Consider the following 20,647-nt stretch of genomic DNA (forward strand, 5'->3'; position numbering starts at 1 on the left):
TGCGGGGCCGTCAAAACAGGCTCATGCGCTTCATCACGCCGTCGCGGCGAATCAGCCAGTGGTAGAGGGCGCCGGCGATATGCAGGGCCACCAGGCCGAGGATCACCCAGCCCAGCCAGCCGTGCCAGCCGAACAGTCGCTCCGAGAGCGCCTCGTTCACCGGCACGATGCCGGGCAGGTGCCAGTGCAGGAACTGCACCGGGAAGTCGCCGCTGGCGGTGGCGGCCCAGCCCAGCAGCGGCTGGGCCAGCAGCGCCAGATAGAGCAGGTGATGGACCGCCGTGCTGAGGATGCGCTGGAAGGCGGGCAGTGGCGGGTCATGGTCGGGCACCACGTAGAGCAGCCGCGTGGCCAGGCGCAGGGTCATCAGCGCCAGCAGGGCCACCCCGAGGGACTTGTGGCCGGTATAGAGAGCGTCGGTGCCGGCGCGGCCCAGCCGCTCCATGGCCCCCTCGAAGCCGAGGAAGCCCAGGGTCAGGCCGCTGGCCAGCGACAGCAGCAGCACGGCGGCCACCAGCCAGTGCAGCACGCGGTGAGGGTAGGCGTAGCGATCCGCCTCCGGCAATTCCATCTCCGACATGGGACTCTCCCGGGAATCGAGGTGGGCACCGCTACAGCCTAGCCAAACTCAGCGTTGAGTGCGCTGCATGCGACTGACTCACACTCCCCTCACACCTCCTGGTAGAGCTCGCTGCCCTTCTGGCGGAACTTCTCCGCCTGCTCCTCCATGCCCTTCATCACCGCTTCCTGATCGCCATCCAGACCATGCTCACTGGCCCCGTCCTTGAAACTATCACGCACCTCCTGGCTGATCTTCATGGAGCAGAACTTGGGGCCGCACATGGAGCAGAAGTGGGCCACCTTGGCGGAGTCCTTGGGCAGGGTTTCGTCGTGGTACTCCCGGGCGGTGTCCGGGTCCAGACCCAGGTTGAACTGGTCCTCCCAGCGGAACTCGAAGCGCGCCTTGGAGAGCGCGTTGTCGCGGCGCTGGGCGGCCGGGTGGCCCTTGGCGAGATCCGCCGCGTGGGCGGCGATCTTGTAGGTGATGATGCCGGTCTTGACGTCGTCCTTGTTGGGCAGGCCCAGGTGCTCCTTGGGGGTCACGTAGCAGAGCATGGCGCAGCCGAACCAGCCGATCATCGCCGCGCCGATGCCGGAGGTGATGTGGTCGTAGCCCGGGGCGATGTCGGTGGTCAGCGGGCCCAGGGTATAGAAGGGCGCCTCGTGGCACGCCTCGAGCTGCTTGTCCATGTTCTCCTTGATCAGGTGCATCGGCACATGCCCCGGCCCCTCGATCATCACCTGGACATCGTGCTTCCAGGCGATCCTGGTCAGCTCACCCAGGGTCTCCAGCTCGGCGAACTGGGCCTCGTCGTTGGCGTCGGCCACCGAGCCCGGGCGCAGGCCGTCGCCCAGCGAAAACGCCACATCGTAGCGCTTGCAGATCTCGCAGATCTCCTCGAAGTGCTCGTAGAGGAAGCTCTCCCGGTGATGGTAGAGGCACCACTTGGCCATGATGGAGCCGCCCCGGGAGACGATGCCGGTGACCCGCTTGGCGGTGAGCGGCACATAGCGCAGCAGCACGCCGGCGTGGATGGTGAAGTAGTCCACCCCCTGCTCGGCCTGCTCGATCAGGGTGTCGCGGAACACCTCCCAGGTGAGGTCCTCGGCCACGCCGTTGACCTTCTCCAACGCCTGGTAGATGGGTACGGTGCCAATGGGCACCGGCGAGTTGCGGATGATCCACTCCCGGGTCTCGTGGATGTTCTGTCCGGTGGAGAGGTCCATGACGGTGTCCGAGCCCCAGCGGATGCCCCAGGTCATCTTGTCGACCTCCTCTTCGATGGAGGAGGTGACCGCCGAGTTGCCGAGGTTGCCGTTGATCTTCACCAGGAAGTTGCGGCCGATGATCATCGGCTCGGATTCCGGGTGGTTGATGTTGCAGGGGATGATCGCCCGGCCGGCGGCGACCTCGGCGCGCACGAACTCCGGGGTGATCTCCTCGGGCAGGCGGGCGCCGAAGCCCTGGCCCGGGTGCTGGTGGCCCAGGATCCGCTCGACCTCCTCGTTACCCAGGGCCTGACGGCGCTGGTTCTCGCGGATGGCGATGAACTCCATCTCCGGGGTGATGATCCCCTGGCGCGCATAGTGAAGCTGGGTGACGTTCTTGCCTGCCTTCGCGCGTCTCGGCGTACGGGTCAGGTCGAAGCGCAGCTGGGCGAGCGTTGGGTCGTTGGCGCGGCGCCGGCCGTACTCGCTGGTGGGGCCGTCGAGGAACTCGGTGTCGCCGCGCTCCTCGATCCAGGCCCGGCGCAGCTCGGGCAGGCCGCGGCGCAGGTCGATCTCGGCTTCCGGGTCGGTGTAGGGGCCGGAGGTATCGTAGACCAGCAGCGGCGGATTCTCCTCATCGGCACCGGAGGTCTTCGTCGGTGAGAGCGAGATCTCCCGGAAGGGCACGCGGATGTCCGGGCGCGAGCCCTCGACGTAGACCTTGCGGGAGCCGGGCAGCGGCTGAATGGCGGCCTCGTCGACCTTGGCGGTCTCGGCGAGGAAGTGGGCGGTCTTGCTCATTCGGGGAACCTCGATGTTGTTGTGAAGGGTTAACAGTGAGGGGTGAGGGGTGAGACGCCATTAGTCGGCGCGATCCAGCCCCATCTGCCAGAAGTCGATCTCGAGCCGGGTGGCGTCGCGAAAGACCTGGGTGAGCTCGGCGAAGCGCGCCGGGGTGACATCCTTCAGGCGGGCGTCGAGCCAGGCCTCCTCGGCGCGGCGGGCGGCCTGGAACTCTTCGCTCTCGTACATGGCGATCCAGGCCTCAAAGGGGTTGGCGTCGCCGCGGACAGTGCCAGGCCGGGCGTTGATCCAGTCGGCGATCTCGCCGTAGCCGACCAGGCAGGGGGCCAGGGCCACGTGGAGGTCGAGCAGGTCGCCGCGGTTGCCGGTGTCCAGCACGTAGCGGGTGTAGGCCATGGTGGCCCGCGCCTCGGGCAGCTCGGCGAGGTCGGCCTCGCTGATGCCCCAGTCGCGGCAGTAGCCCACATGAAGGCCCAGCTCCAGGTCGACGATCGCCTTGAGGCCCTCGTGGGCCTGGCGCAGGTCGTCCAGGGTGCGGCTCTTGTAGGCGGCCAGGGCGTAGGCCCGGGCGAAGTGAATCAGGAAGAGGTAGTCCTGCTTCAGGTAGTGGCGAAAGGCGCCCTCCTCGAGGGTGCCCTCGGCCAGGCCGCGCACGAAGTCGTGTTCGATATAGGCGCGCCAGTCGTCCTGGCAGGCGGCGGTGAGATCGCTGAAGCGGTAGCCCATGATCTTCTCCGGAGACGAGTGACGATCCGGAGTGGGGGCGAGGGAGGGAGTGGGGCCTGGGGGGATGCGCTACACCTGGGTAGCCGAGGGGAGGCCGCCGCTTGATTCCTACGCCGGTACTAACCGGATCAGGTTCAACGGGCCCCGCCGTGACGACAGCTCATTGCAAACAAGCAGTGTCGTATGGCGATCTCAGCCGGTTCCACCGGCACCCCGTCAAGCGAAGGCCCACTCTAGCAGGCCAGGATGTTTTTGCCAGCCCCGAGGCTTATCGGTGTCGGTAGAGCCAGCGCACGTCCACGGCGAAGGAGAGGGTGAGCCCCGCTAGAGCGGTGGCGGCCAGCCAGACGGCGAGCGGGCCCGGCGTGGCCGGCAGCAGGGCCAGCATCAGCGCCGCCACCTGCCAGACGCACACCGCCTTGCGGCGCAGGCTTTCGGGAAGCTCGCCGGCGAGCCAGGCCCAGCGCCAGCTCGCCGCCACGAAGGCGTAGCGCATGGCGCCGATGGCCAGCACCCAGGGGCCGACCCGGCCGAGCAGCAGCAGCGCCAGGCAGAGCACCAGGATGAAGAAGGCGTCGAGCTCCATGTCGAAGCGGGCCCCCAGGGCGCTGGCGCTGCCGGTGCGGCGGGCCACCCAGCCGTCCACCCCGTCCAGCGCCAGGGCGACCAGGGCCAGGACGAAGAGCCACGCCGCCTGGGCGGCCAGCAGGGCCGGGGCCGCCAGGGTGCCGGCCAGCAGCGCCACCAGCACTCCCCGCGCCAGGGTAACCCGGTTGGCCGGGCCCAAACGCGTTCGGGGCCAGGCGCCTCGCCTCAGCCCTCGCCACAGCAGGGCCGCCATGCCCAGGTAGGTCACGGAGGCCAGCGCCGCCACCCAGGGGAGGGAGGCGCCGCCTGCCTGGCTCGCCGGCAGCCCCAGCAGTGCAAGCAGACCCAGCAGAGCGATGCCCCCCAGGGCCAGCTCCAGGGCCAGGCGCCACGGCCGCGTGGTGCCGGCGGAAGCGGAGGTGAGGTGGGGCGGGGCAAGAGGCAAGGGCATCAGGGGCTCCCGGGGCGTCCATCATGGTAGCGCGGCATTGCCGCTATGCTGAGCCAGAGGGGCTCATGGTGATTACCCTAGCAGTCGGCCGCGAGGAGGGCCGCCGACGCCGATAAGGTTGTTCATTGGATGATAAATGTACCATTATTGTAGAAGTATTTCCGTTCCCACTCTCGCTGGAGCCTTCATGACGGTCGACACTGCCACTGCCTTCTGGACCCTGGCGCCCGGTCACGGCGAACTGCGCGAGGAGCCCCTGCCCGCCCTCGGCGAGGGAGAGGTGCGGGTCAGGGCCCTCTACGGCGCCGTCAGCCGCGGCACCGAGGCGCTGGTGTTTCAGGGGCGGGTGCCCGAGAGCGAGTGGCAGCGCATGCGTGCGCCCTTCCAGGCCGGCGACTTTCCCTGGCCGGTGAAATACGGCTACGTAAGCGTCGGGGTGGTCGAGGCCGGCCCCGAGTCGCTGCTGGGCTGCGAGGTGTTCTGCCTCCATCCCCATCAGGATCGCTACCTGGTGCCCGCGGCGGCGGTCACGCCCCTGCCGGCGGGGCTGCCCGCCGCCCGGGCGGTGCTCGCCGCCAATCTGGAAACCGCCCTCAACGGCTGCTGGGATGCCGCGCCGCGCCTCGGCGACCGCATCGCGGTGATCGGTGCCGGCGTGGTGGGCGCTCTGGTGGCCTGGCTCTGTGCGGCGATTCCCGGCACCCGGGTCTGTCTGGTGGATGTCTCGCCGGAGCGGTCCGAGCTCGCCCGCGCCCTGGGCCTCGACTTCCGCCTGCCCGACCGGGCGCCGGCCGACAACGACCTGGTGATCCACGCCAGCGGCAACCCCGAGGGGCTGTGCCGGGCGCTGGCGCTGGCCGGCGACGAGGCGCGGGTGGTGGAGATGAGCTGGTACGGCGATCGCGAGGCGACCCTGCCCCTGGGCGAGGCCTTCCACTCCCGGCGGCTCAGGCTGATCAGTAGCCAGGTGGGCCGCCTGCCCGCCGAGCGCATGCCGCGCTGGGACCACCGCCGCCGCCTTTCGCTGGCGCTCGAGCTGCTGCGCGACCCCTGCCTCGATGCGCTGATCAGCGGCGAGAGCGATTTCTCGGAGCTGCCTACTCTGATGCCGCGCCTCGCCGCCGGGGCGGGCGAGGTGCTCTGCCACCGCCTGCGCTACTCGACGCCCGACTGACTGACGCCCGACCGATTCGACGCCCAACCGACTGGAGCCTGACATGTACCGACTCACCGTCCGCGACCACTTCATGATCGCCCACAGCTTCCGCGGCGAGGTCTTCGGGCCCGCCCAGCGCACCCATGGCGCCACCTACGTGGTGGATGTCACCTTCCAGCGCCGCGAGCTCGACGACCACGACCTGGTGGTCGATATTGGCCTGGCCGGTGAGGCGCTCAAGGCGGTGCTCGGCGAGTTCAACTTCCAGAACCTCGATGAGCTGCCGGAGTTCCAGGGGCGCAACACCACCACCGAGTTCATGGCTCGGGTGATCTTCGAGCGCCTGGCCACCGCGATCCAGCTCGGCCAGCTGGGGGAGGGCGCCGGCGGGCTCGAGGCGATGACCGTGGCCCTGCACGAGTCCCATATCGCCTGGGCGAGCTACGAGGGGAGCCTCTGATGGCGAGCCCCCTGACGCTGATCGTGGCCGGCGATCCCGGCCAGCTCACCGGTGGCTATCTCTATGACGCCCGCATGGTCGCGGCGCTCAGGGCCCGGGGCAGAGACGTCCAGGTGATCGGGCTCGAGGGGCGCTTTCCCCTGCCCGACGATTTGGCCCGGCGAAGCATGGCCCAGGCGCTGGCGGCGCTTCCGGACGGTGCCCGGGTGGTGATCGACGGCCTCGCCATGGGGGGGCTTCCCGAGGTGATCGTACCCCATGCCGATCGCCTGACGATCATCGCCCTGGTGCACCACCCCCTGGCCGACGAGACCGGCCTCGATGAGGCGACCCGCCGCCGGCTGTTCGACAGCGAGACCCGCGCCCTGGCGCTGGTGCGACGGGTGATCGTCACCAGCCGCTTCACCGCCCGCGGCCTCGAGCGCTTCGCCGTGGCGCCCGAGCGGCTCGCCGTGGTCGAGCCCGGCGTGGAGCCGGCCCCGCTGGCCGCCAGCGCCCTGGACCTCGAATCCCCCGGCCCCCGGCGGCTGCTCTGTGTGGCGACCCTGATCCCGCGCAAGGGCCACGATGTGCTGCTGGAGGCGCTGGCCGACCTCAGGGATCGCGACTGGACCCTGGAGGCCATCGGCAGCCATGCGCGAGACCCGGATCACGCCGCCCGGCTGTTCGACGCCTCACGCCGTTATGGCCTCGAGGAGCGGATCGACTGGGCCGGGGAGCGCAGTGCCGCCGAGCTGGCCGCCGCCTACCACCGGGCGGAGCTTTTCGTGCTGCCCTCGCGCTACGAGGGCTACGGCATGGTGGTCACCGAGGCGCTCTCTCGGGGGGTGCCGGTGCTGACCACCACCGGCGGCGCCCTGGCCGATACCCTGCCGCCGGCGGCCGGTCTGTCCGTGCCCCCGGACGATGCCGCTGCGCTGCGCGAGGCCCTGGCCGCCTGGCTCGACGACGCCGAGCTGCGCCGCCGGCGCCGCCGCGGGGCCCGGGAGGTCCGCCGCGACCTGGTCGACTGGCAGCAGGCCGGCGACCGCTTCCTGGCCGCCCTGGAGGAGCCGACTCCATCGGCGCTGTCCGCCCATGCCCGAGCCGAGGAGAGTCCGCCATGACTGTCCCCGAACCCGCCCGACCCGACGCCGCGGCAACGCCCCCAGCCGAGCGCTTCAGCGCCGACTGGCTCTCCCGCCGCGAGGCGCTGGATGCCCGCTCTCGCAGCCACTGCCTGACCGGGCTCGCCGCCGACTGGCTCGCCCGCCGGCCCAGGGCGCCGAGTGCCCCGCATGAGATCGTCGATCTGGGCTGCGGCAGCGGCAGCAACCTGCGCTTCCTGGCGCCCCGGCTGCCCGGGCCCCAGCGCTGGCGGCTGGTGGACCATGATTCGACGCTGCTGGCCCTGGCCCGCCGGCACGGGGCGACCCTGCACGACGCGGCGGGCGGTCGGCTCGTCATCGAGGCCTGCTGCCGGGACCTCTCGCCGGTGGACGCTGGCCTGCTGGCGGGGGGTGAGCTGGTGGTGGCCTCGGCGCTCTTCGACCTGGTCTCGCGCCCCTGGGCCGAGGCGCTGGTGGCGGCCGCGGCCGTGCGCCGCCAGGCGCTGCTCTTCACCCTCAGCGTGGACGGCGACTGGGCCTTTCTCGACGCCTCGGGTGCGCGGATAGAGGACGAGGAGGATAGCGCGGTCCGCGGGCTCTTCCAGGCCCACCAGCGCCGCGACAAGGGGCTGGGCCCGGCGCTGGGAGGCGACGCGCCCGCCGTGCTGGCCGCGGCCATGGGGGCGGCCGGTTACCGGGTCGAGAGTGCCGCCACCCCCTGGCACCTGGCCGCCGGCGAGGCGGTGAGATTCCCCCTGGCCGAATCGCTGGTGCAGGGCTGGCACGACGCCGCCCTGGAGCAGGCCCCGGAGGAGCAGGCGAGCCTCGAGCGCTGGCGCCTGCGCCGGCTGGCGGGCCTCGCATCGGGCAAGCTGGGGCTGACCGTCGGCCATCGCGACCTGCTGGCCCTGCCGGCCGGGGGCGCCTGAGCATGCCTTTTCCCCGGCGAAGGCCCCGCTGGGTGTCCCGCCGAGCTCTGCGCCCGCTCGCCGGGCTGGCGCTGCTGGTCGGGCTCGCCTGGTGGCTGGAGCCGGGGACGATCCTCGCCCAGGTGCAGCGGCTCTCGCCGGGCTGGGCCCTGCTGGCCCTGGCGCTGACCCTGCCACCGCTCTTCCTCAGCGCCTGGCGCTGGCGGCTGACCGCCCGCCTGCTGGGGCTGCCGCTGGGCTTCCGTCGTGCCCTTCACGAGTACTACCTGGCGCTCTTCCTCAACCAGGTGCTGCCGGGCGGGGTGGCCGGCGACGCCGCTCGGGCCTGGCGCCACTCCCGGCAGAGCGGCCGTCGCGGCGGCGCCTGGCGGGCGGTGATCATCGAGCGCGCCTCGGGCCAGCTGGCCATGGCGCTGCTGACCCTGGCGGTACTCGCCGCCTCGCCGCTCTGGCATGAGCTGATGGCGCGTGCCGTTCGGGGCCTGGCCGCCTCGGGCTGGCTGCTGGCCGGGATCGCGGGCCTGCTGCTGCTGATCCCGGTGGCCTGGCAGCTGGCCAGGCGCCCGCCGGCGGCGCTGGCGGGCCTTGGCGGCGACCTGCGCCGCAGCCTGCTGGCCGCCTCGGTGTGGCCCAAGCAGCTTGGTGGGTCGCTGCTGGTGGTGATGAGCTATGCCCTGGTGTTCGTCTGCGCCGCCCGGGCGATCGGCGTCGAACTGCCCCTGGCCACCCTGCTGGCGCTGGTGCCCCCGGTGCTGCTGGCGATGCTGATCCCGCTCACGCTGGCCGGCTGGGGCGTGCGGGAGGGGGCCGCGGCCCTGGTCTGGGCGCTGGTCGGACTGCCGCCGGCCCAGGGCGTGGCGGCCTCCATGGCCTATGGAATCATCGTGCTGCTGGCCAGCCTGCCCGGCGGCCTGGTGCTGCTGCAGCGCAGGGCAGGCACCGCTCGGGGGAGCGCCGGCCACGAGCCTGGCGGCTCAGGGGGCGTCGAGCACGAGATCGAAGAGGGTGTCGTCACCGCAGCGGAAGGTGCGCGAGGCGGGGCGGCGCGCCTCATCCAGGGTGGCGATGGGTGTCATGGCGAGCCCGGGCCGGCCGGAGCCGATCAGCAGCGGCGCCATCAGCAGGTGCAGTCGGTGGAGGACGCCGGCCTCGAGGAAGCGCGACACCGTGATACCGCCGCCTTCGATCAGCACCCGCTCGAGGCCCCGGGCGGCCAGGGCGTCGAGCACCGCCGCGGGGGCGAAGCCGCCCTCGGCCAGGGGCAGCGCCAGGCGCGTCACATGGTGCCCCGCCGCGCCTTCCGGGCAGGCCCCCTCGCCGTGCAGGTGCAGGGTCGGCGCTTCCGGGTCGCGCAGCAGGAGACGATCCGGCGTCACCCGGCCGCGAGGGTCGAGGATCACCCGCACCGGGTGGGGTCCCGCCACATGGCGCACGGTCAGGCGCGGGTCGTCCTCGCTGGCGGTGCCGGCGCCGACCACCACGGCGTCCATCAGGGCGCGGAGCCGGTGCAGGTGCACCAGGCTCTCCGGCCCGTTGATGAAGTGGGAGTGGCCGCTCTCGGTGGCGATGCGCCCGTCCAGGCTCTGACCGAGCTGGGCGATGGCCAGCCGGCCGGGCCGGGTGGCCAGCGGGCAGAGGCAGTCGAGCAGCTCGCCGGCCGCCGGCGAGACGGGGCGTTCGGCCCGCCAGCCGGCGGGGGAGAGCGACAGGTCCGCCACCGCCGCCGTCACGGTGGCGGGATGGGCGGCATGCAGGAGGGCCTGCCAGGCCTCCGCGAGGGACAGCGTCGAGTCAATGGCGCCCATGGGGCCTCCTTCCGGGGAGCTGACCGCCATGATGCGCAGATCCGCGGCGAGACGCCAGGCATATGGATACCATCAGGAGAGAGCCATGCATCAGGTTGAACGCGCCATCTTCGATCTACGACGGGGGCTGCCGGTACTGGTGGTGGCCAAGGATACCCGGGTCCTGGTCCAGGCCATCGAGGGGGCCGCCGAGACGGCCGTCTCGCGCCTGGGCGAACTGGCCGGCACCACCCCGGCGCTGGTGCTGAGCCGGCATCGCCTGGCGATCCTCGGCGCGGGAGACGACGCCGAGGCTCGCCTGCCGCTGCCCGAGGGGCGGGTGCAGCGGCGCCTGGAGGCCCTGGCCTTTGGGGCTACGCCGGCGGCGAGCCTCGGCCAGGCGGGGCTGGAGGAGTGCTGCGCGGCCCTGGAGACGGCGGGGCCGGCCGACCTGGCCGCCCTGGCGCTGATGCGTCGGGCGCTGCTGATTCCCTCGGCGCTGGTGGCAAGGGTCGCCGAGTCCCGGGACGACGCGGTGACGCAGGCGGTGGCCGATGGCACCCTGCTGACGGTGGCGGCCGAGCAGGCGGCGCGCTGCCTGGACGGCGCCGGCGGCATGCTGCGCCGGGTCAGCGAGGCGCGGATTCCCCTGGTGGATGCCTTCGACTGCCGCTTCATCCTGTTCCGCGAACCCGACGGGCTGCGCGAGCACGTGGCGGTGGTGATCGGCGACCCGGCTCTCGAGGGGGCGGCGGTGCCGCTGCGTCTGCACTCCGCCTGCCTCACCGGCGATCTGTTCGGCAGCCTGCGCTGCGACTGCGGCGAGCAGCTGCGCAATGCCGTGGCCGAGATCGAGGCGCTGGGCGGCGGGGTGCTGCTCTACCTGGCCCAGGAGGGGCGCGGGATCGGCCTGGCCAACAAGCTGCGCGCCTACACCCTCCAGGACGGCGGGCTCGATACCCTGGACGCCGACCAGATCCTCGGCTTCGGCGAGGACGAGCGGCGCTACGGCGTGGCGGTGGACATGCTCGACGCCCTGGGTATCCGCCGGGTGCAGCTGATGACCAACAACCCCCTGAAGATGGCGGCCCTGGCCCAGGGCGGCATCGAGGTGGTGGAGCGCCAGGCGCTCTACGGCAGCCTCAACGACCACAACCACCGCTACCTGAGCGCCAAGGCGGAGCGCGCCGGTCACCTGCTCGACGAGGTCTTCCGGGCGCGGCGCTGAGGCGCCGGAAGAATCGCCTTCAGGGCCCGCCGCTGATCCGCTCGAGCCGCATCGCCCGTGTTTCCTGCAGTATCCGGGCGATGCGCCCGGCGTAGTGGGCCACCAGGCGGCCGCCCAGCGCCGCGGTGCCCAGATCGGCGTTGCCGACGACTCCCCCAGGATGCAGGTCCTCCGCCAGCCAGGCGAAGGCCGCTTCGCCCTCCGGGCCCAGCAGCTGGCCCTCGTCCGCCATGGCCTGGCCTCGGGAGATCGGGTGGTCCAGGTGCGCCAGGCGCACCTTGTGCGGGGCCAGGTGGCGCATCAGGGCGGTTTCGAGTGCCCCGCCGTGCAGCCCGTGGCGCAGCTCCTCGGCGGGTAGCGTCGCTTCCGGGAGGTCATCCGGTAGCGGCATGCGCATGTAGTGGACCTTGACCACCAGCAGGCCGTGGCGGCGGCGCAGCCGCAGGGCGGCAAGGTCCATCACCGCCTTGTTGCCGCCGTGGCTGTTGAGCCATATCAATCGCTGGAACCCGGCCCGGGCCACGGCGTCACCGTGCGCCTCCAGGGTGGCGATGGCGAGCTCCGGCGAGAGGCTGAGCGTACCGGGGAAACTCAGGTGCTCATCGCTGGCGCCCACCGCCAGGGAGGGCAGCTGCACCAGCGGGAAGCCCGCCGGCAGCTGGGCGAGGGCGGCCGCCAGCAGCCCCTCGCCGATGTCCAGATCGGTGGAGAGGGGCAGGTGGGCACCGTGCTGCTCGATGGCGCCGAGCGCCATCACCGCCACGCTCTCCTTTGGCAGGGCGGCAAGCTCGGGTGTCGTCAGGTCCTGCCAGCGGGGGAAGACGGGCGGGGTGTCGTGGCTCATGGGATTGGCTCCGCGGTCGAGGTGTCCGAAGGCGTGGGGCCGTCCGGGGTGGCCAGCCGCGCATAGAGGTCGCCGGAGGGGAGTCCGTCGGCGCCCGCCTCGAGCCAGGCGAGGGTAGCCTCCGCCGTGCGCCACTCGGGCCAGCGGAAGGCGCGTCGCTCCCCCTCGATGACGTTGAAGCGATAGTCACCCAGGGCGACCAGCCGTGTCACGCAGCGCTCGGCCACCTCCAGGGCGCCGGCCACGAACTCCACCGAGAGTGCCTCCAGGGGCGTGGAGAGCCCCGCCAGCACCTCGGCCTCGAACCCCTCCACGTCGATCTTGCAGAAGCGCGGCGTGCCGTGCTCGGCGATCAGGGCGTCCAGGGTGGTCACCGTCACGGGCTGGCGGCTCTCCCAGCGCACATCACGAAAGCCCGGGTTGCGCGCCCCGATGGTGTCGCGCCACTCCCGAGCGAGGGTGGAGACGGTGGGGTTGGCGTCGCTCACCGCCAGCTCCGCCTCGCCGGGGCGGGCGCCGGCGGCCCGGGGCAGCAGGGTGACGCCGATGCGCCCGCCCACCAGCCTCTCCAGACAGCGAAAGAGCCCCGGCTGGGGCTCCAGGGCCACCACCCGTGCGCCCAGCGCCTGGAAGGCGGCGGTGCGGTCGCCCAGGTGGGCGCCCACGTCGAAGGCCAGGTCGCCGGGGCCGAGGAAGTCGGCGTAGAGGCGGCGCAGCGCGCGCTGCCGCCCGGGGCGCCAGTAGATGACCAGCGAGCGGGCGATGCCGAGGCCCTGGCGCAGGCGGGCCGGGAAGGGCTGGGTAGTCATCTTGATTCCTTGTGAAGGGATTGGGTGGGCATCTCTCCGGGGCACTCGGGGGGCGGTGGCCAAGGTGCCGGCGTATCGGTCTCGGCCGCGTCGTCAGCGACGAGATCGTGGCGTGCTTCCAGCAGCCCGGCATGGGCCTGGGGCTCCGGGGTGTCGAGCAGGCCCCGCCTCGCCAGCCATTCACCAAGGCGGCGGCTGCCGCTGACCCGCACCAGCAGCGGCGACAGGGCCAGCCCCACCCAGACCGGAGCCAGCCAGGCGACCAGCATCGGTACCTGCCAGTGGACCAGCGCGATCCACACTCCCCCGAGCAGGGCGAAGGGGGCGGTGTGGCGCAGCGCCTCGCGCCAGGGCACGACCCGCCCCTCGCGCGCCTGGGCGCCCCAATCGACGCTGGTGCCGGTCAGCACGCCGACCACGAAGGCGCTGTGGAAGGCCATCATGATCGGGGCCAGCAGAATGGCGGCGAGCCCCTCCAGCAGGGCGCTCATCACCAGGCGCGCTCGTCCGCCATAGCCGCCGGCGCGTCGCCCCAGTGCCAGCAGCAGCCCCAGCAGCTTGGGCAGCAGCAGCAGGGTGGCGGTCATCGCCAGCAGGGCGGCGATCAGCTCGGGGCGCGCCCGGGGCCAGAAGGGGAAGAGCTGCTCGCCATGGCCGAAGTAGGCGGGTTCGCTGCGGGCGATCAGCACCGCATCCAGGCTGCCGGCGAGCAGGATGGCGAGCCACAGCAGCGAGGAGACGAAGGCGGTGGCGCCGAGCAGGAAGTGCAGCCGGCTCAGGCCGTGCAGGCCCGGCGCCGCCAGCAGGCGCAGGTGCTGGAGGTTGCCCTGGGTCCAGCGCCGATCGCGCCGGGCATAGTCGAGCAGGTTGCCGGGCATCTCCTCGAAGCTGCCCGTCAGCCGGGTCTCCAGCTGCACCTCCCAGCCGGCCCGGCGCAGCAGGGCGGCCTCCACGAAGTCGTGACTCAAGATCTCGCCGCCCAGCGGCGGACGCCCGGGCAGGCGCGGCAGGCCGGCGTGGTCCATGAAGGCGCCCAGGCGCAGGATGGCGTTGTGCCCCCAGTAGTTGGCGGCGTCGCCCTGCCAGGCGCTCTGGCCGGCGGCCAGCATGGGGGCGTAGAGGCTGGCGGCGAACTGGGCCAGGCGGCCGAACAGGGTGTGCTGGCGCACCGGCAGCGGCACCGTCTGGATCAGCCCCACGCCGGGGCGGGCCTGTATGGCCCGTACCAGCCCGAGCAGCGTCTCGCCCTCCATGCGGCTGTCGGCGTCGAGCACCACCATGAAGTCGAAGGCCGCCCCCCAGCGGCGGCAGAACTCGGCGATATTGCCCGCCTTGCGCCCAGCATTGCCGGGGCGGCGCCGGTAGTGCAGGGCCAGGCGCCCCTCGAGGCGACCCTGGAGACCGGCGATGGCGCGGGCCTCCGCCGCGGCGATGGCCGGGTCGGTGGTGTCGCTGAGCACGAAGAGGGTGAAGTGGTGCGCCTCCCCGGTGGCGATCAGCGATTCGGCGGTGGCCGAGAGGGTGGCGGCGACCTGGCTGGGGGACTCGTTGTGGATCGGCATGGCCAGCACGGTGCGCCGGGTGATCGGCAGGGTGCGCTCGGCGTCCACCCGCGGGCGGCGGGCCAGGGTCAGGGGGTCGCGGTCGGCGAGCAGCAGCAGGAAGCCGGCCACGGCGGTCCAGAAGCCCACGGCGATCCAGGCAAAGATGACGCTGAAGAGCGTGAGGATGCCCCACTGCAGCGGCGTGATGCCGCCGGGCTGCAGGATGTGCCACATCAGTCCCGCACCGACCAGGGTGGTGAGGGCAACGAGCAACGCCAGCAGGGCTCGACGGGCGGCCAGCCAGGGCAGCCGACCGCTGGCGTCGCGCCCGCGCCGGGCGGCGAGTCTAGCGCTGCTCGTCGGGGTGCCAGACATGGTTCCAGGTCTCGCTGATGGCCTTGTCGTGCAGGCGCAAATGCAGGCGCAGGTCGCTGGGCTGCCGGCCGTCGGGGTCGAGCCGGAAGGAGGCGCGCCAGCCCCGGCCATCCGGCAGGGGGCGCGCCTGCAGGTGGTGGATCTCGCCGCGGCTCGCCGTGAGCTCGGCCGCAACCGGCTGGTCCGGCGAGAGCCCCTCGAGCTCTCCGCCGGCGAAGTCGACCATGAAGTGGCGACGGCTGCGCGGCGGCGGACTGGGGTCGCCGGGCACCCCGCCCCAGCCCTGGCGGGTGCGTATGACCCTGGCCGGTGCCGCTTCGGCGGGCTCGGCGCCGAAGGTGCGGGTGCGGTAGTGCAGCTCGCGGCTCTCGCCGGTGCGTAGCGGGGTATCGCTGACCCAGAAGGCGACGATGTTGTCGTGGGTCTCGTCCGGCGCGGGGATCTCGACCAGCTGCACCCGCCCGGCTCCCCAGGGGGCCAGGGGCTCCACCCACTGGCTGGGGCGGCGATCGTAGCGGGCCTCCAGATCCAGGTAGCGATCGAAGTCGCGCTCCCGCTGGGCCAGGCCGAAGCCTTCGGGGTCGTGGTCGAGCAGCGAGGAGACGCGCAGCGAGCGCGGGTTGGTGAGCGGCCGCCAGATCCACTCGCCGCTGCCGGTGTGCACCAGCAGACCGTCGGAGTCGTGCACTGCCGGGCGATGATCGTCCACGGCCCGAGGGGTGGTGTCGCCGTGGGCGAACATGCTGGTCAGCGGCGCCACGCCGAGCCGCTCCACGTCGCGGCGGGCGAAGAGCCGCGCGGTCACCTCCACCTGGATGTCGCGCCCCGGAGCGATGTCGAAGCGGTAGGCGCCGGCAAGCGAGGGGCTGTCGAGGAGTGCCAGTACCGTCATGCGGGTGGCCTCCGGGGCCGGGCGCACCAGCCAGAACTCGCGGAAGGCGGGGAACTCCTCGCCCCGGGGCAGGGCGGTGTCGATGGCCAGGCCCCGGGCGGAGAGGCCGTAGCCCTGGCCGCGGCCCACCAGGCGAAAATAGGAGGCGCCGAGGAACACCGCGAACTCGTCCTGGTAGTCGGCGCGATTGAGCGGGAAGTGCAGCCGGAAGCCGGCGTGGCCGGCGCCGGTCAGGTCCCGCTCCGGCAGCTCGGCGGCCGCGTCGTCGTAGCGAAAGCGCGCGGCGTCGAAGTCCAGCGCGGTGACCTCGCCGTCCTCCACCGTATGCAGCCGGACCGGCGATTCGAAGAGGAAGCCGGTGTGGAAGAGCTGCACCGAGAAGAGCCCCTCGTCGCGCCACAGGGCCGCCTCCGGGCGGAAGCGGATCTGGCGGTAGGTGTCGTAGTCGAGGTCGCGCAGCGCCTCGGGCAAGGCTCCCGTGCCGGGATCGTGGGGACGGCCGGCCAGCGCCTCGGCCCTTTCGGTGACGCGCTCAAAGAGCGCCTCGACCGCTTGGGGAGTCGTGGTCTCGGCGGCGGCCGGCAAAGCCGGTGAGAGTGCCAGCAGCAGCGCCATGGCCAGGCACGCCATCAGGCGAGGGTGTCGTCTCAGAGGCATCGTGTCTCTCCCGGGCTTCCTGGCTCGTTCTCGCAGACTCGCTCCTGCAGAACAGTGTCGTCACGGACGGTGGATCCTGCACGCGTGACGGAGTGGATCTTTGTGATGCAATCCTTGTACATGGTAAGTCATGCGTACACAATTTTCTCGTGCGCTACCCTGTCACAATATCCCCACCCGCGAGGAGCCTTACGCGATGCTGCGACTGCTGGGCCTTGCCGCCCTGCTCAACCTGCTGCTGCTGCTGCCCCTGTGGCTGCGCTTCGGGGGGATCGATACCCGCTGGATCGCCCTGGAGGCGGTGCTGCTGACGGCCCTGCTGGTGCTGCTGCCGGCGGGCCGACTGGGCTGGCTGCGCCCGCTGCTGACCCTGGGCGTACTGGTGGCGCTGCTCGCCGGTCTCGGCGATGCGGCCACCCACCTGGCCCTCGGGCGCTCGCTCAACCTCTATCTGGACCTGCCGCTGCTGCGCTCGGTATTCCACCTGCTGGAGGGCAACCTGGGCACCGCGGTGGCCTGGGCCGCCACGCTCGGGGCGCTATTGCTGATCGGCCTGGTTGCCTGGGCGCTGAATCGGGCACTGCGTGCCGGCCAGCGCCACCGGCCCGGCGCCGCCCTGGGGCTGATGGCGCTCCTGCTGCTGGTGGCCAGTACCACCCTGATGGCGGCCCAGTGGCACCATCAGCGCTGGCTGCCCGTGGCGCGGGCGCCGGCCATGGACACCCTGCGCTTCCAGGGGCATCAGCTGGTCGAGACCCATCGCGCCCACCGCGACTTCGCCGCGCGCATGGCCGAGGCGCCCAGCCAGGCCACCGCGCTGCCGGGGCTCGCCGGGCGCGATGTGCTGCTGGTGTTCGTGGAGTCCTACGGGGAGTCGTCGGTGTTCGATCCACGTTTCGCCGAGGTGACCCTGCCGCGACTCGATGATATGGCCAGGCGCCTGGAGGGCGCCGGGCTCTCGGTAGCCACGGGCATGCTGGAGGCGCCGATCCGGGGCGGCCAGTCCTGGCTCGCCCACGCCAGCACCCTGAGCGGCCTGCGGATCGACAACTCGCTCTGGTACCGGCTGATGCTGGCAAGCGAGAGACCCACCCTGGTGGATGACTTCCACGCCAGCGGCCACCGCAGCCTGACCGTGATGCCCGCCATCACCCTGGCCTGGCCGGAGGGGGAGGCCTATGGCTTCGACGAGATCCACGCCGCCGCCGACATCGACTATGCCGGGCCGCCCTTCAACTGGGTGACCATGCCCGACCAGTTCACCCTGCACCACTTCGAGCAGCGCATTCGCCGACCGGCCGAGGCGCCGCTCTTCGCCCAGATCGCTCTGATCTCGAGCCACGCGCCCTGGACCCCGATCCTGCCGGTGGTCGATGATTGGGATGCGATAGGGGACGGCAGCCTCTTCACGCAGTGGGAGGGTGCCGGCATTCCGCCCGATGAGCTGTGGCAGGATCTGGACCGGGTGCGGGAGCACTATGCACTCTCGGTGGACTACTCGCTTGAGGTCAGCGCCCGCTGGGCGGCGGACTACCTGGGGGATGAGGCCCTGCTGATCCTCCTGGGCGACCACCAGGCCGCGCCGCTGATCATCGGCGAGGAGGCGGGCTTTGGGGTGCCGGTGCATGTGATCAGCGCAGACCCTTCCCTGCTCGAGCCCTTCCTGACCCGCGGCTTCGTGCCCGGCACGATGCCCGAACCCGGCCCCGCCACCCATGGCCTCGACGCCCTGCGCGGCTGGCTGCATGAGGACTTTGGCCCATGATGACGCCCGTGATCCTGGCCGGCGGCAACGGCGTGCGGCTCTGGCCGCTGTCGCGCCGGGAACGTCCCAAACAGTTTCTTACCCTGGAGGAGGAGGGCAGCCTCTTGGCCCGAACCCTCGCTCGCCTGGAGGGGCTGGACGCCGCGCCACCCATCGTCATCTGCCAGGAGGCGCATCGTTTCCTGGCGGCCGAGCAGCTGCGCCAGGCCGACGTGGAGGGGGCGACCCTGCTGCTCGAGCCCGAGGGGCGCGGCACGGCGCCGGCCATCGCCCTGGCGGCCCTGCTGGCCGAACGGGAGGGGCGCGAGGGGCCGCTGCTGGTGCTCTCCTCGGATCACCACCTGGGTGACGAGGCCGCCTTCCACGAGGCGGTGGCCCGGGCCGTCGACCTGGCCGAGGCGGGCTACCTGACCACCTTCGGGGTGTTGCCGACCCGTGCCGAGACGGGCTTCGGCTACCTGCAGGCGGGCGCTCCCCTGGGCGCTGAGGGCTTCGTGGTCGCACGCTTCGTGGAGAAGCCCGACGCCGAGCGCGCCGCGGCCTTCCTGGCCGCCGGCGACCACTACTGGAACAGCGGGATCTTCGTGATGCGCCCGGCGGACGCCCTGGCGGCCCTGGCCACCTACGCCCCAGCGCTTCTCGCCGCCTGCCGCGACGCCCTGGCGGGGGCCACCACCGACCTGGACTTCCTGCGTCCCGCCGCGGCGGCCTTCCTGGCCTGCCCGGCGGACTCCATCGACGTGGCGGTGATGGAGCGCACCGACCGGGCGGCCATGGTGCCGCTGGACGCCGGATGGAGCGACATCGGCTCCTGGCAGGCGCTGTGGGAGGTGCTGCCCCACGACGGTGACGGCAACGCCCTGCATGGCGACGTCGTCTGCGAGGCGAGCCGTGACCTGCTGGTGCACGCCGAGTCGCGGCTGGTGGCCACCCTGGGAGTGGCGGACCTGGTGGTCGTCGAGACCCGGGACGCCGTGCTGGTGGCCGATCGCGCCAGCAGCCAGGCCCTGCGCGGCTTGGTGGAGCGCCTCGAGGCCGTCGGCCGCCCGGAGACCCGCCACGCCGCGACGGTCTTCCGCCCCTGGGGGCACTACGAGACGCTGGACGCCGGCGAGCGCCACCAGGTCAAGCACATCACAGTGAAGCCCGGCGCCCGGCTGTCGCGCCAGCTCCATCACCACCGCGCCGAGCACTGGATCGTGGTCAGCGGCACGGCCCGGGTGACCCTGGACGACGAGACCTTCCTGGTGGGGGAGAACGAGTCGACCTTCATCCCCGTGGGCCGGGTGCACTGCCTGGAGAATCCCGGGCTGATTCCCCTGGAGCTGATCGAGGTGCAGTCCGGCAGCTACCTGGGGGAGGACGATATCGTGCGCCTGGACGACCGCTACGGGCGGGCGTAAACCGCCCAGCGACCCTCGGCGCAGCGCCTCAGTAGAGCCGGAACGCCTGGTGGTTCGGGACGCCCTGCTGCTGCTCGATCACCTTGCGATAGCGCTTGTACTCCCACTGGTACTGGGCCGGGTCCAGGGCGATGGCGGCCTCCACGCAGGCGTTGACGCCGGTGGCGGATTCGGCCTCGTCCGGGGAGTAGACCCGTGCGTCGGCGGGGAGGAAGTGGATCTCGAAGCCGCGGCCGGGGATGCGCCGGGCGACACCGGTCACCACCCGCGCCTCGGTGCGCGCCACCAGCTTGGGCAGCAGGGTGGCGGTATAGGCGGGGCGGCCGAAGAAGGGGGCGAAGACGCCGCTGCCCCAGTCGGGCTCCTGGTCGGGCAGGATGCCGATCGCCTCGCAGCGCTTGAGCGCCTTGAGCAGGGCGGCGACGCCCCTGGGGTTGGTGGGCACCAGGCTCGCTCCCATGCGCTCGCGCCCGGCGCGGGTCACGGCGTCGAGCTCGGCGATCTTCGGCGGCTCGTACATGGCGGTAAAGGGGAAGTGGCTGGAGAGCCAGAAGTTGAGCACCTCCCAGTTGCCGAAGTGCGGCGCCAGCACGATCACCCCGCGGCCCTCGGCGCGGGCCTCGTCGAGCAGCTCCCGGCCGTGCACGGCCAGTATCGCCGCCTCGACTCGCTCGGGCGAGCCCATCCAGGCGAAGCCGAGCTCCAGCATGGTGGCGGTGGAGTGGGTAAGGCTCGCCCGGGCCAGGCGGCGGCGCTCGGCGGCGCTGCGCGCCGGGTAGACCTGGCCCAGGTTGATCTCTGTGACCTCGCGCTCGCGGCGGCTGAAGCGGTGCACCAGGGGGCCGGCGATTCGCGCCAGGCGCCACAGGGTAGAGAGCCGTCGGCCGGCCAGGGCCTGCCACAGGCCGGCGATGGCGCGGGCCTGGCGGGGACTGGAGTGGGAGCGAGAGTCGTCCATGGGGGCGTCGCCTAGAAGAGCCAGGTATCCACGTTGTCCGGGGCGCGCTTCTCCTGCAGGCCGCGGAAGCCCTTGACGCAGCGCACGATGAGCCACACCGCCAGGGCGATCAGCAGCGGAATGCCGATCAGCACCACGGTGAGCAGGGTGGCCACGCTGGCGTAGAGCAGGCCGATCCAGAAGGTGCGGATCTGGTAGCGGTAGTGCTCGTCGAGCCAGCCGGGCCCCTTGCCGCGGTAGACGTAGGCGATCACCACGCCGACCACCGAGGTGAAGCCCACCACGAAGCTGGCCAGGTAGAGGGCGTAGACCACCATGGGCATGGTGGTGTCGGGGGGCTTGCGCTGCTCGATGATGACGTTGTCGTTCTGGAAGTCGTTGCTCATGGGCGGCCCTGTGCCGAGGAAAATTCTCGG

The 20,647-nt window shown here is 72.0% G+C and carries 18 protein-coding genes, 1 pseudogene and 1 riboswitch; of the genes and pseudogenes, 8 read left to right on the plus strand and 11 right to left on the minus strand.

The features are described from left to right. Positions 1-10: 10 nt before the first annotated feature. From ACRYRV_RS12465 to ACRYRV_RS12480, 4 genes are all read right to left on the minus strand, one after another. Positions 11-580 (minus strand): cytochrome b, encoded by a 570-nt coding sequence (locus tag ACRYRV_RS12465; protein WP_309635458.1) that lies wholly within the window; start codon positions 578-580, stop codon positions 11-13. 89 nt (positions 581-669) lie between these two features. Then, positions 670-2,571 (minus strand): phosphomethylpyrimidine synthase ThiC, encoded by a 1,902-nt coding sequence (gene thiC / locus ACRYRV_RS12470; RefSeq protein WP_444984946.1) that lies wholly within the window; start codon positions 2,569-2,571, stop codon positions 670-672. Positions 2,572-2,631: 60 nt separating this feature from the next. Then, entirely contained in the window at positions 2,632-3,300 is a 669-nt protein-coding gene (gene tenA / locus ACRYRV_RS12475) for a thiaminase II (protein WP_444984945.1), read from the minus strand. An 88-nt stretch (positions 3,301-3,388) separates the two neighbouring features. After that, positions 3,389-3,526: riboswitch (TPP riboswitch) on the minus strand. A 42-nt stretch (positions 3,527-3,568) separates the two neighbouring features. Further along, on the minus strand, positions 3,569-4,339 hold the full coding sequence (locus ACRYRV_RS12480; protein WP_444984944.1) for a CDP-alcohol phosphatidyltransferase family protein: 771 nt from the start codon (positions 4,337-4,339) through the stop codon (positions 3,569-3,571). 187 nt (positions 4,340-4,526) lie between these two features. On the opposite strand from ACRYRV_RS12480, the gene ACRYRV_RS12485 reads away from it, so the two are divergent. From ACRYRV_RS12485 to ACRYRV_RS12505, 5 genes and pseudogenes are all read left to right on the plus strand, one after another. After that, on the plus strand, positions 4,527-5,513 hold the full coding sequence (locus ACRYRV_RS12485; protein WP_444984943.1) for a dehydrogenase: 987 nt from the start codon (positions 4,527-4,529) through the stop codon (positions 5,511-5,513). Positions 5,514-5,556: 43 nt separating this feature from the next. After that, complete coding sequence (locus ACRYRV_RS12490; RefSeq protein ID WP_309635463.1) at positions 5,557-5,955, plus strand: 6-pyruvoyl trahydropterin synthase family protein; 399 nt, start codon at positions 5,557-5,559, stop codon at positions 5,953-5,955. Continuing rightward, positions 5,955-7,061: a glycosyltransferase family 4 protein gene (locus ACRYRV_RS12495; RefSeq protein ID WP_444984942.1), complete on the plus strand. Its 1,107-nt coding sequence runs from the start codon at positions 5,955-5,957 to the stop codon at positions 7,059-7,061. The genes ACRYRV_RS12490 and ACRYRV_RS12495 overlap by 1 nt, the downstream gene beginning before the upstream one ends. After that, a complete protein-coding gene (locus ACRYRV_RS12500) occupies positions 7,058-7,972 on the plus strand; it encodes a class I SAM-dependent methyltransferase (RefSeq protein WP_309635465.1) in 915 nt (304 codons plus the stop codon). Before ACRYRV_RS12495 ends, ACRYRV_RS12500 begins: the two co-directional genes overlap by 4 nt. Before the next feature lie 2 nt (positions 7,973-7,974). Then, positions 7,975-8,865, plus strand: a pseudogene (locus tag ACRYRV_RS12505) (lysylphosphatidylglycerol synthase transmembrane domain-containing protein); the annotation flags it as partial. 81 nt (positions 8,866-8,946) lie between these two features. Here the strand turns inward: ACRYRV_RS12505 and ACRYRV_RS12510 are convergent. After that, the gene (locus ACRYRV_RS12510; protein ID WP_445005986.1) at positions 8,947-9,807 is read right to left on the minus strand and encodes a RibD family protein; all 861 of its coding nucleotides are present in this window, start codon (positions 9,805-9,807) and stop codon (positions 8,947-8,949) included. A gap of 55 nt (positions 9,808-9,862) precedes the next feature. Here ACRYRV_RS12510 and ACRYRV_RS12515 point away from each other — a divergent pair, with 55 nt between their 5' ends. Next, positions 9,863-10,984: a GTP cyclohydrolase II gene (locus tag ACRYRV_RS12515; RefSeq protein WP_444984941.1), complete on the plus strand. Its 1,122-nt coding sequence runs from the start codon at positions 9,863-9,865 to the stop codon at positions 10,982-10,984. 19 nt (positions 10,985-11,003) lie between these two features. Here ACRYRV_RS12515 and ACRYRV_RS12520 read toward each other — a convergent pair whose 3' ends face one another. The 4 genes from ACRYRV_RS12520 to ACRYRV_RS12535 are packed head-to-tail and all read right to left on the minus strand — an operon-like array spanning position 11,004 to position 16,105. Further along, the gene (locus ACRYRV_RS12520) at positions 11,004-11,828 is read right to left on the minus strand and encodes a creatininase family protein (protein WP_444984940.1); all 825 of its coding nucleotides are present in this window, start codon (positions 11,826-11,828) and stop codon (positions 11,004-11,006) included. Further along, positions 11,825-12,637, minus strand: coding sequence for an FkbM family methyltransferase (locus ACRYRV_RS12525; RefSeq protein WP_444984939.1), 813 nt, complete (start codon positions 12,635-12,637; stop codon positions 11,825-11,827). Before ACRYRV_RS12525 ends, ACRYRV_RS12520 begins: the two co-directional genes overlap by 4 nt. Further along, on the minus strand, positions 12,634-14,556 hold the full coding sequence (gene mdoH / locus ACRYRV_RS12530; protein WP_444984938.1) for a glucans biosynthesis glucosyltransferase MdoH: 1,923 nt from the start codon (positions 14,554-14,556) through the stop codon (positions 12,634-12,636). The genes ACRYRV_RS12525 and mdoH overlap by 4 nt, the downstream gene beginning before the upstream one ends. Beyond that, a complete protein-coding gene (locus ACRYRV_RS12535; RefSeq protein WP_444984937.1) occupies positions 14,528-16,105 on the minus strand; it encodes a glucan biosynthesis protein in 1,578 nt (525 codons plus the stop codon). The genes mdoH and ACRYRV_RS12535 overlap by 29 nt, the downstream gene beginning before the upstream one ends. A gap of 196 nt (positions 16,106-16,301) precedes the next feature. On the opposite strand from ACRYRV_RS12535, the gene ACRYRV_RS12540 reads away from it, so the two are divergent. Together ACRYRV_RS12540 and ACRYRV_RS12545 are read left to right on the plus strand one after the other, a co-directional pair. Further along, positions 16,302-17,870 (plus strand): alkaline phosphatase, encoded by a 1,569-nt coding sequence (locus ACRYRV_RS12540; protein ID WP_444984936.1) that lies wholly within the window; start codon positions 16,302-16,304, stop codon positions 17,868-17,870. Continuing rightward, positions 17,867-19,273 (plus strand): mannose-1-phosphate guanylyltransferase/mannose-6-phosphate isomerase, encoded by a 1,407-nt coding sequence (locus tag ACRYRV_RS12545; protein ID WP_444984934.1) that lies wholly within the window; start codon positions 17,867-17,869, stop codon positions 19,271-19,273. Before ACRYRV_RS12540 ends, ACRYRV_RS12545 begins: the two co-directional genes overlap by 4 nt. Before the next feature lie 28 nt (positions 19,274-19,301). Here ACRYRV_RS12545 and ACRYRV_RS12550 read toward each other — a convergent pair whose 3' ends face one another. After that, positions 19,302-20,231 carry a lysophospholipid acyltransferase family protein gene (locus ACRYRV_RS12550; protein WP_444984933.1) on the minus strand — a complete coding sequence of 310 codons (930 nt, stop codon included), beginning with the start codon at positions 20,229-20,231 and terminating at the stop codon, positions 19,302-19,304. Between the two features lie 11 nt (positions 20,232-20,242). After that, entirely contained in the window at positions 20,243-20,617 is a 375-nt protein-coding gene (locus tag ACRYRV_RS12555) for a DUF4870 family protein (RefSeq protein WP_253444329.1), read from the minus strand. Positions 20,618-20,647: the final 30 nt, after the last annotated feature.

Source organism: Halomonas mongoliensis (assembly GCF_052496345.1).

What these genes read in the sequence shown, in the direction of transcription:
- ACRYRV_RS12465 (WP_309635458.1), bottom strand. Translation starts at nt 580, where the DNA reads ATGTCGGAGATGGAATTGCCGGAGGCGGATCGCTACGCCTACCCTCAC.
- thiC (WP_444984946.1), bottom strand. Translation starts at nt 2,571, where the DNA reads ATGAGCAAGACCGCCCACTTCCTCGCCGAGACCGCCAAGGTCGACGAG.
- tenA (WP_444984945.1), bottom strand. Translation starts at nt 3,300, where the DNA reads ATGGGCTACCGCTTCAGCGATCTCACCGCCGCCTGCCAGGACGACTGG.
- ACRYRV_RS12480 (WP_444984944.1), bottom strand. Translation starts at nt 4,339, where the DNA reads ATGCCCTTGCCTCTTGCCCCGCCCCACCTCACCTCCGCTTCCGCCGGC.
- ACRYRV_RS12485 (WP_444984943.1), top strand. Translation starts at nt 4,527, where the DNA reads ATGACGGTCGACACTGCCACTGCCTTCTGGACCCTGGCGCCCGGTCAC.
- ACRYRV_RS12490 (WP_309635463.1), top strand. Translation starts at nt 5,557, where the DNA reads ATGTACCGACTCACCGTCCGCGACCACTTCATGATCGCCCACAGCTTC.
- ACRYRV_RS12495 (WP_444984942.1), top strand. Translation starts at nt 5,955, where the DNA reads ATGGCGAGCCCCCTGACGCTGATCGTGGCCGGCGATCCCGGCCAGCTC.
- ACRYRV_RS12500 (WP_309635465.1), top strand. Translation starts at nt 7,058, where the DNA reads ATGACTGTCCCCGAACCCGCCCGACCCGACGCCGCGGCAACGCCCCCA.
- ACRYRV_RS12510 (WP_445005986.1), bottom strand. Translation starts at nt 9,807, where the DNA reads ATGGCGGTCAGCTCCCCGGAAGGAGGCCCCATGGGCGCCATTGACTCG.
- ACRYRV_RS12515 (WP_444984941.1), top strand. Translation starts at nt 9,863, where the DNA reads ATGCATCAGGTTGAACGCGCCATCTTCGATCTACGACGGGGGCTGCCG.
- ACRYRV_RS12520 (WP_444984940.1), bottom strand. Translation starts at nt 11,828, where the DNA reads ATGAGCCACGACACCCCGCCCGTCTTCCCCCGCTGGCAGGACCTGACG.
- ACRYRV_RS12525 (WP_444984939.1), bottom strand. Translation starts at nt 12,637, where the DNA reads ATGACTACCCAGCCCTTCCCGGCCCGCCTGCGCCAGGGCCTCGGCATC.
- mdoH (WP_444984938.1), bottom strand. Translation starts at nt 14,556, where the DNA reads ATGTCTGGCACCCCGACGAGCAGCGCTAGACTCGCCGCCCGGCGCGGG.
- ACRYRV_RS12535 (WP_444984937.1), bottom strand. Translation starts at nt 16,105, where the DNA reads ATGCCTCTGAGACGACACCCTCGCCTGATGGCGTGCCTGGCCATGGCG.
- ACRYRV_RS12540 (WP_444984936.1), top strand. Translation starts at nt 16,302, where the DNA reads ATGCTGCGACTGCTGGGCCTTGCCGCCCTGCTCAACCTGCTGCTGCTG.
- ACRYRV_RS12545 (WP_444984934.1), top strand. Translation starts at nt 17,867, where the DNA reads ATGATGACGCCCGTGATCCTGGCCGGCGGCAACGGCGTGCGGCTCTGG.
- ACRYRV_RS12550 (WP_444984933.1), bottom strand. Translation starts at nt 20,231, where the DNA reads ATGGACGACTCTCGCTCCCACTCCAGTCCCCGCCAGGCCCGCGCCATC.
- ACRYRV_RS12555 (WP_253444329.1), bottom strand. Translation starts at nt 20,617, where the DNA reads ATGAGCAACGACTTCCAGAACGACAACGTCATCATCGAGCAGCGCAAG.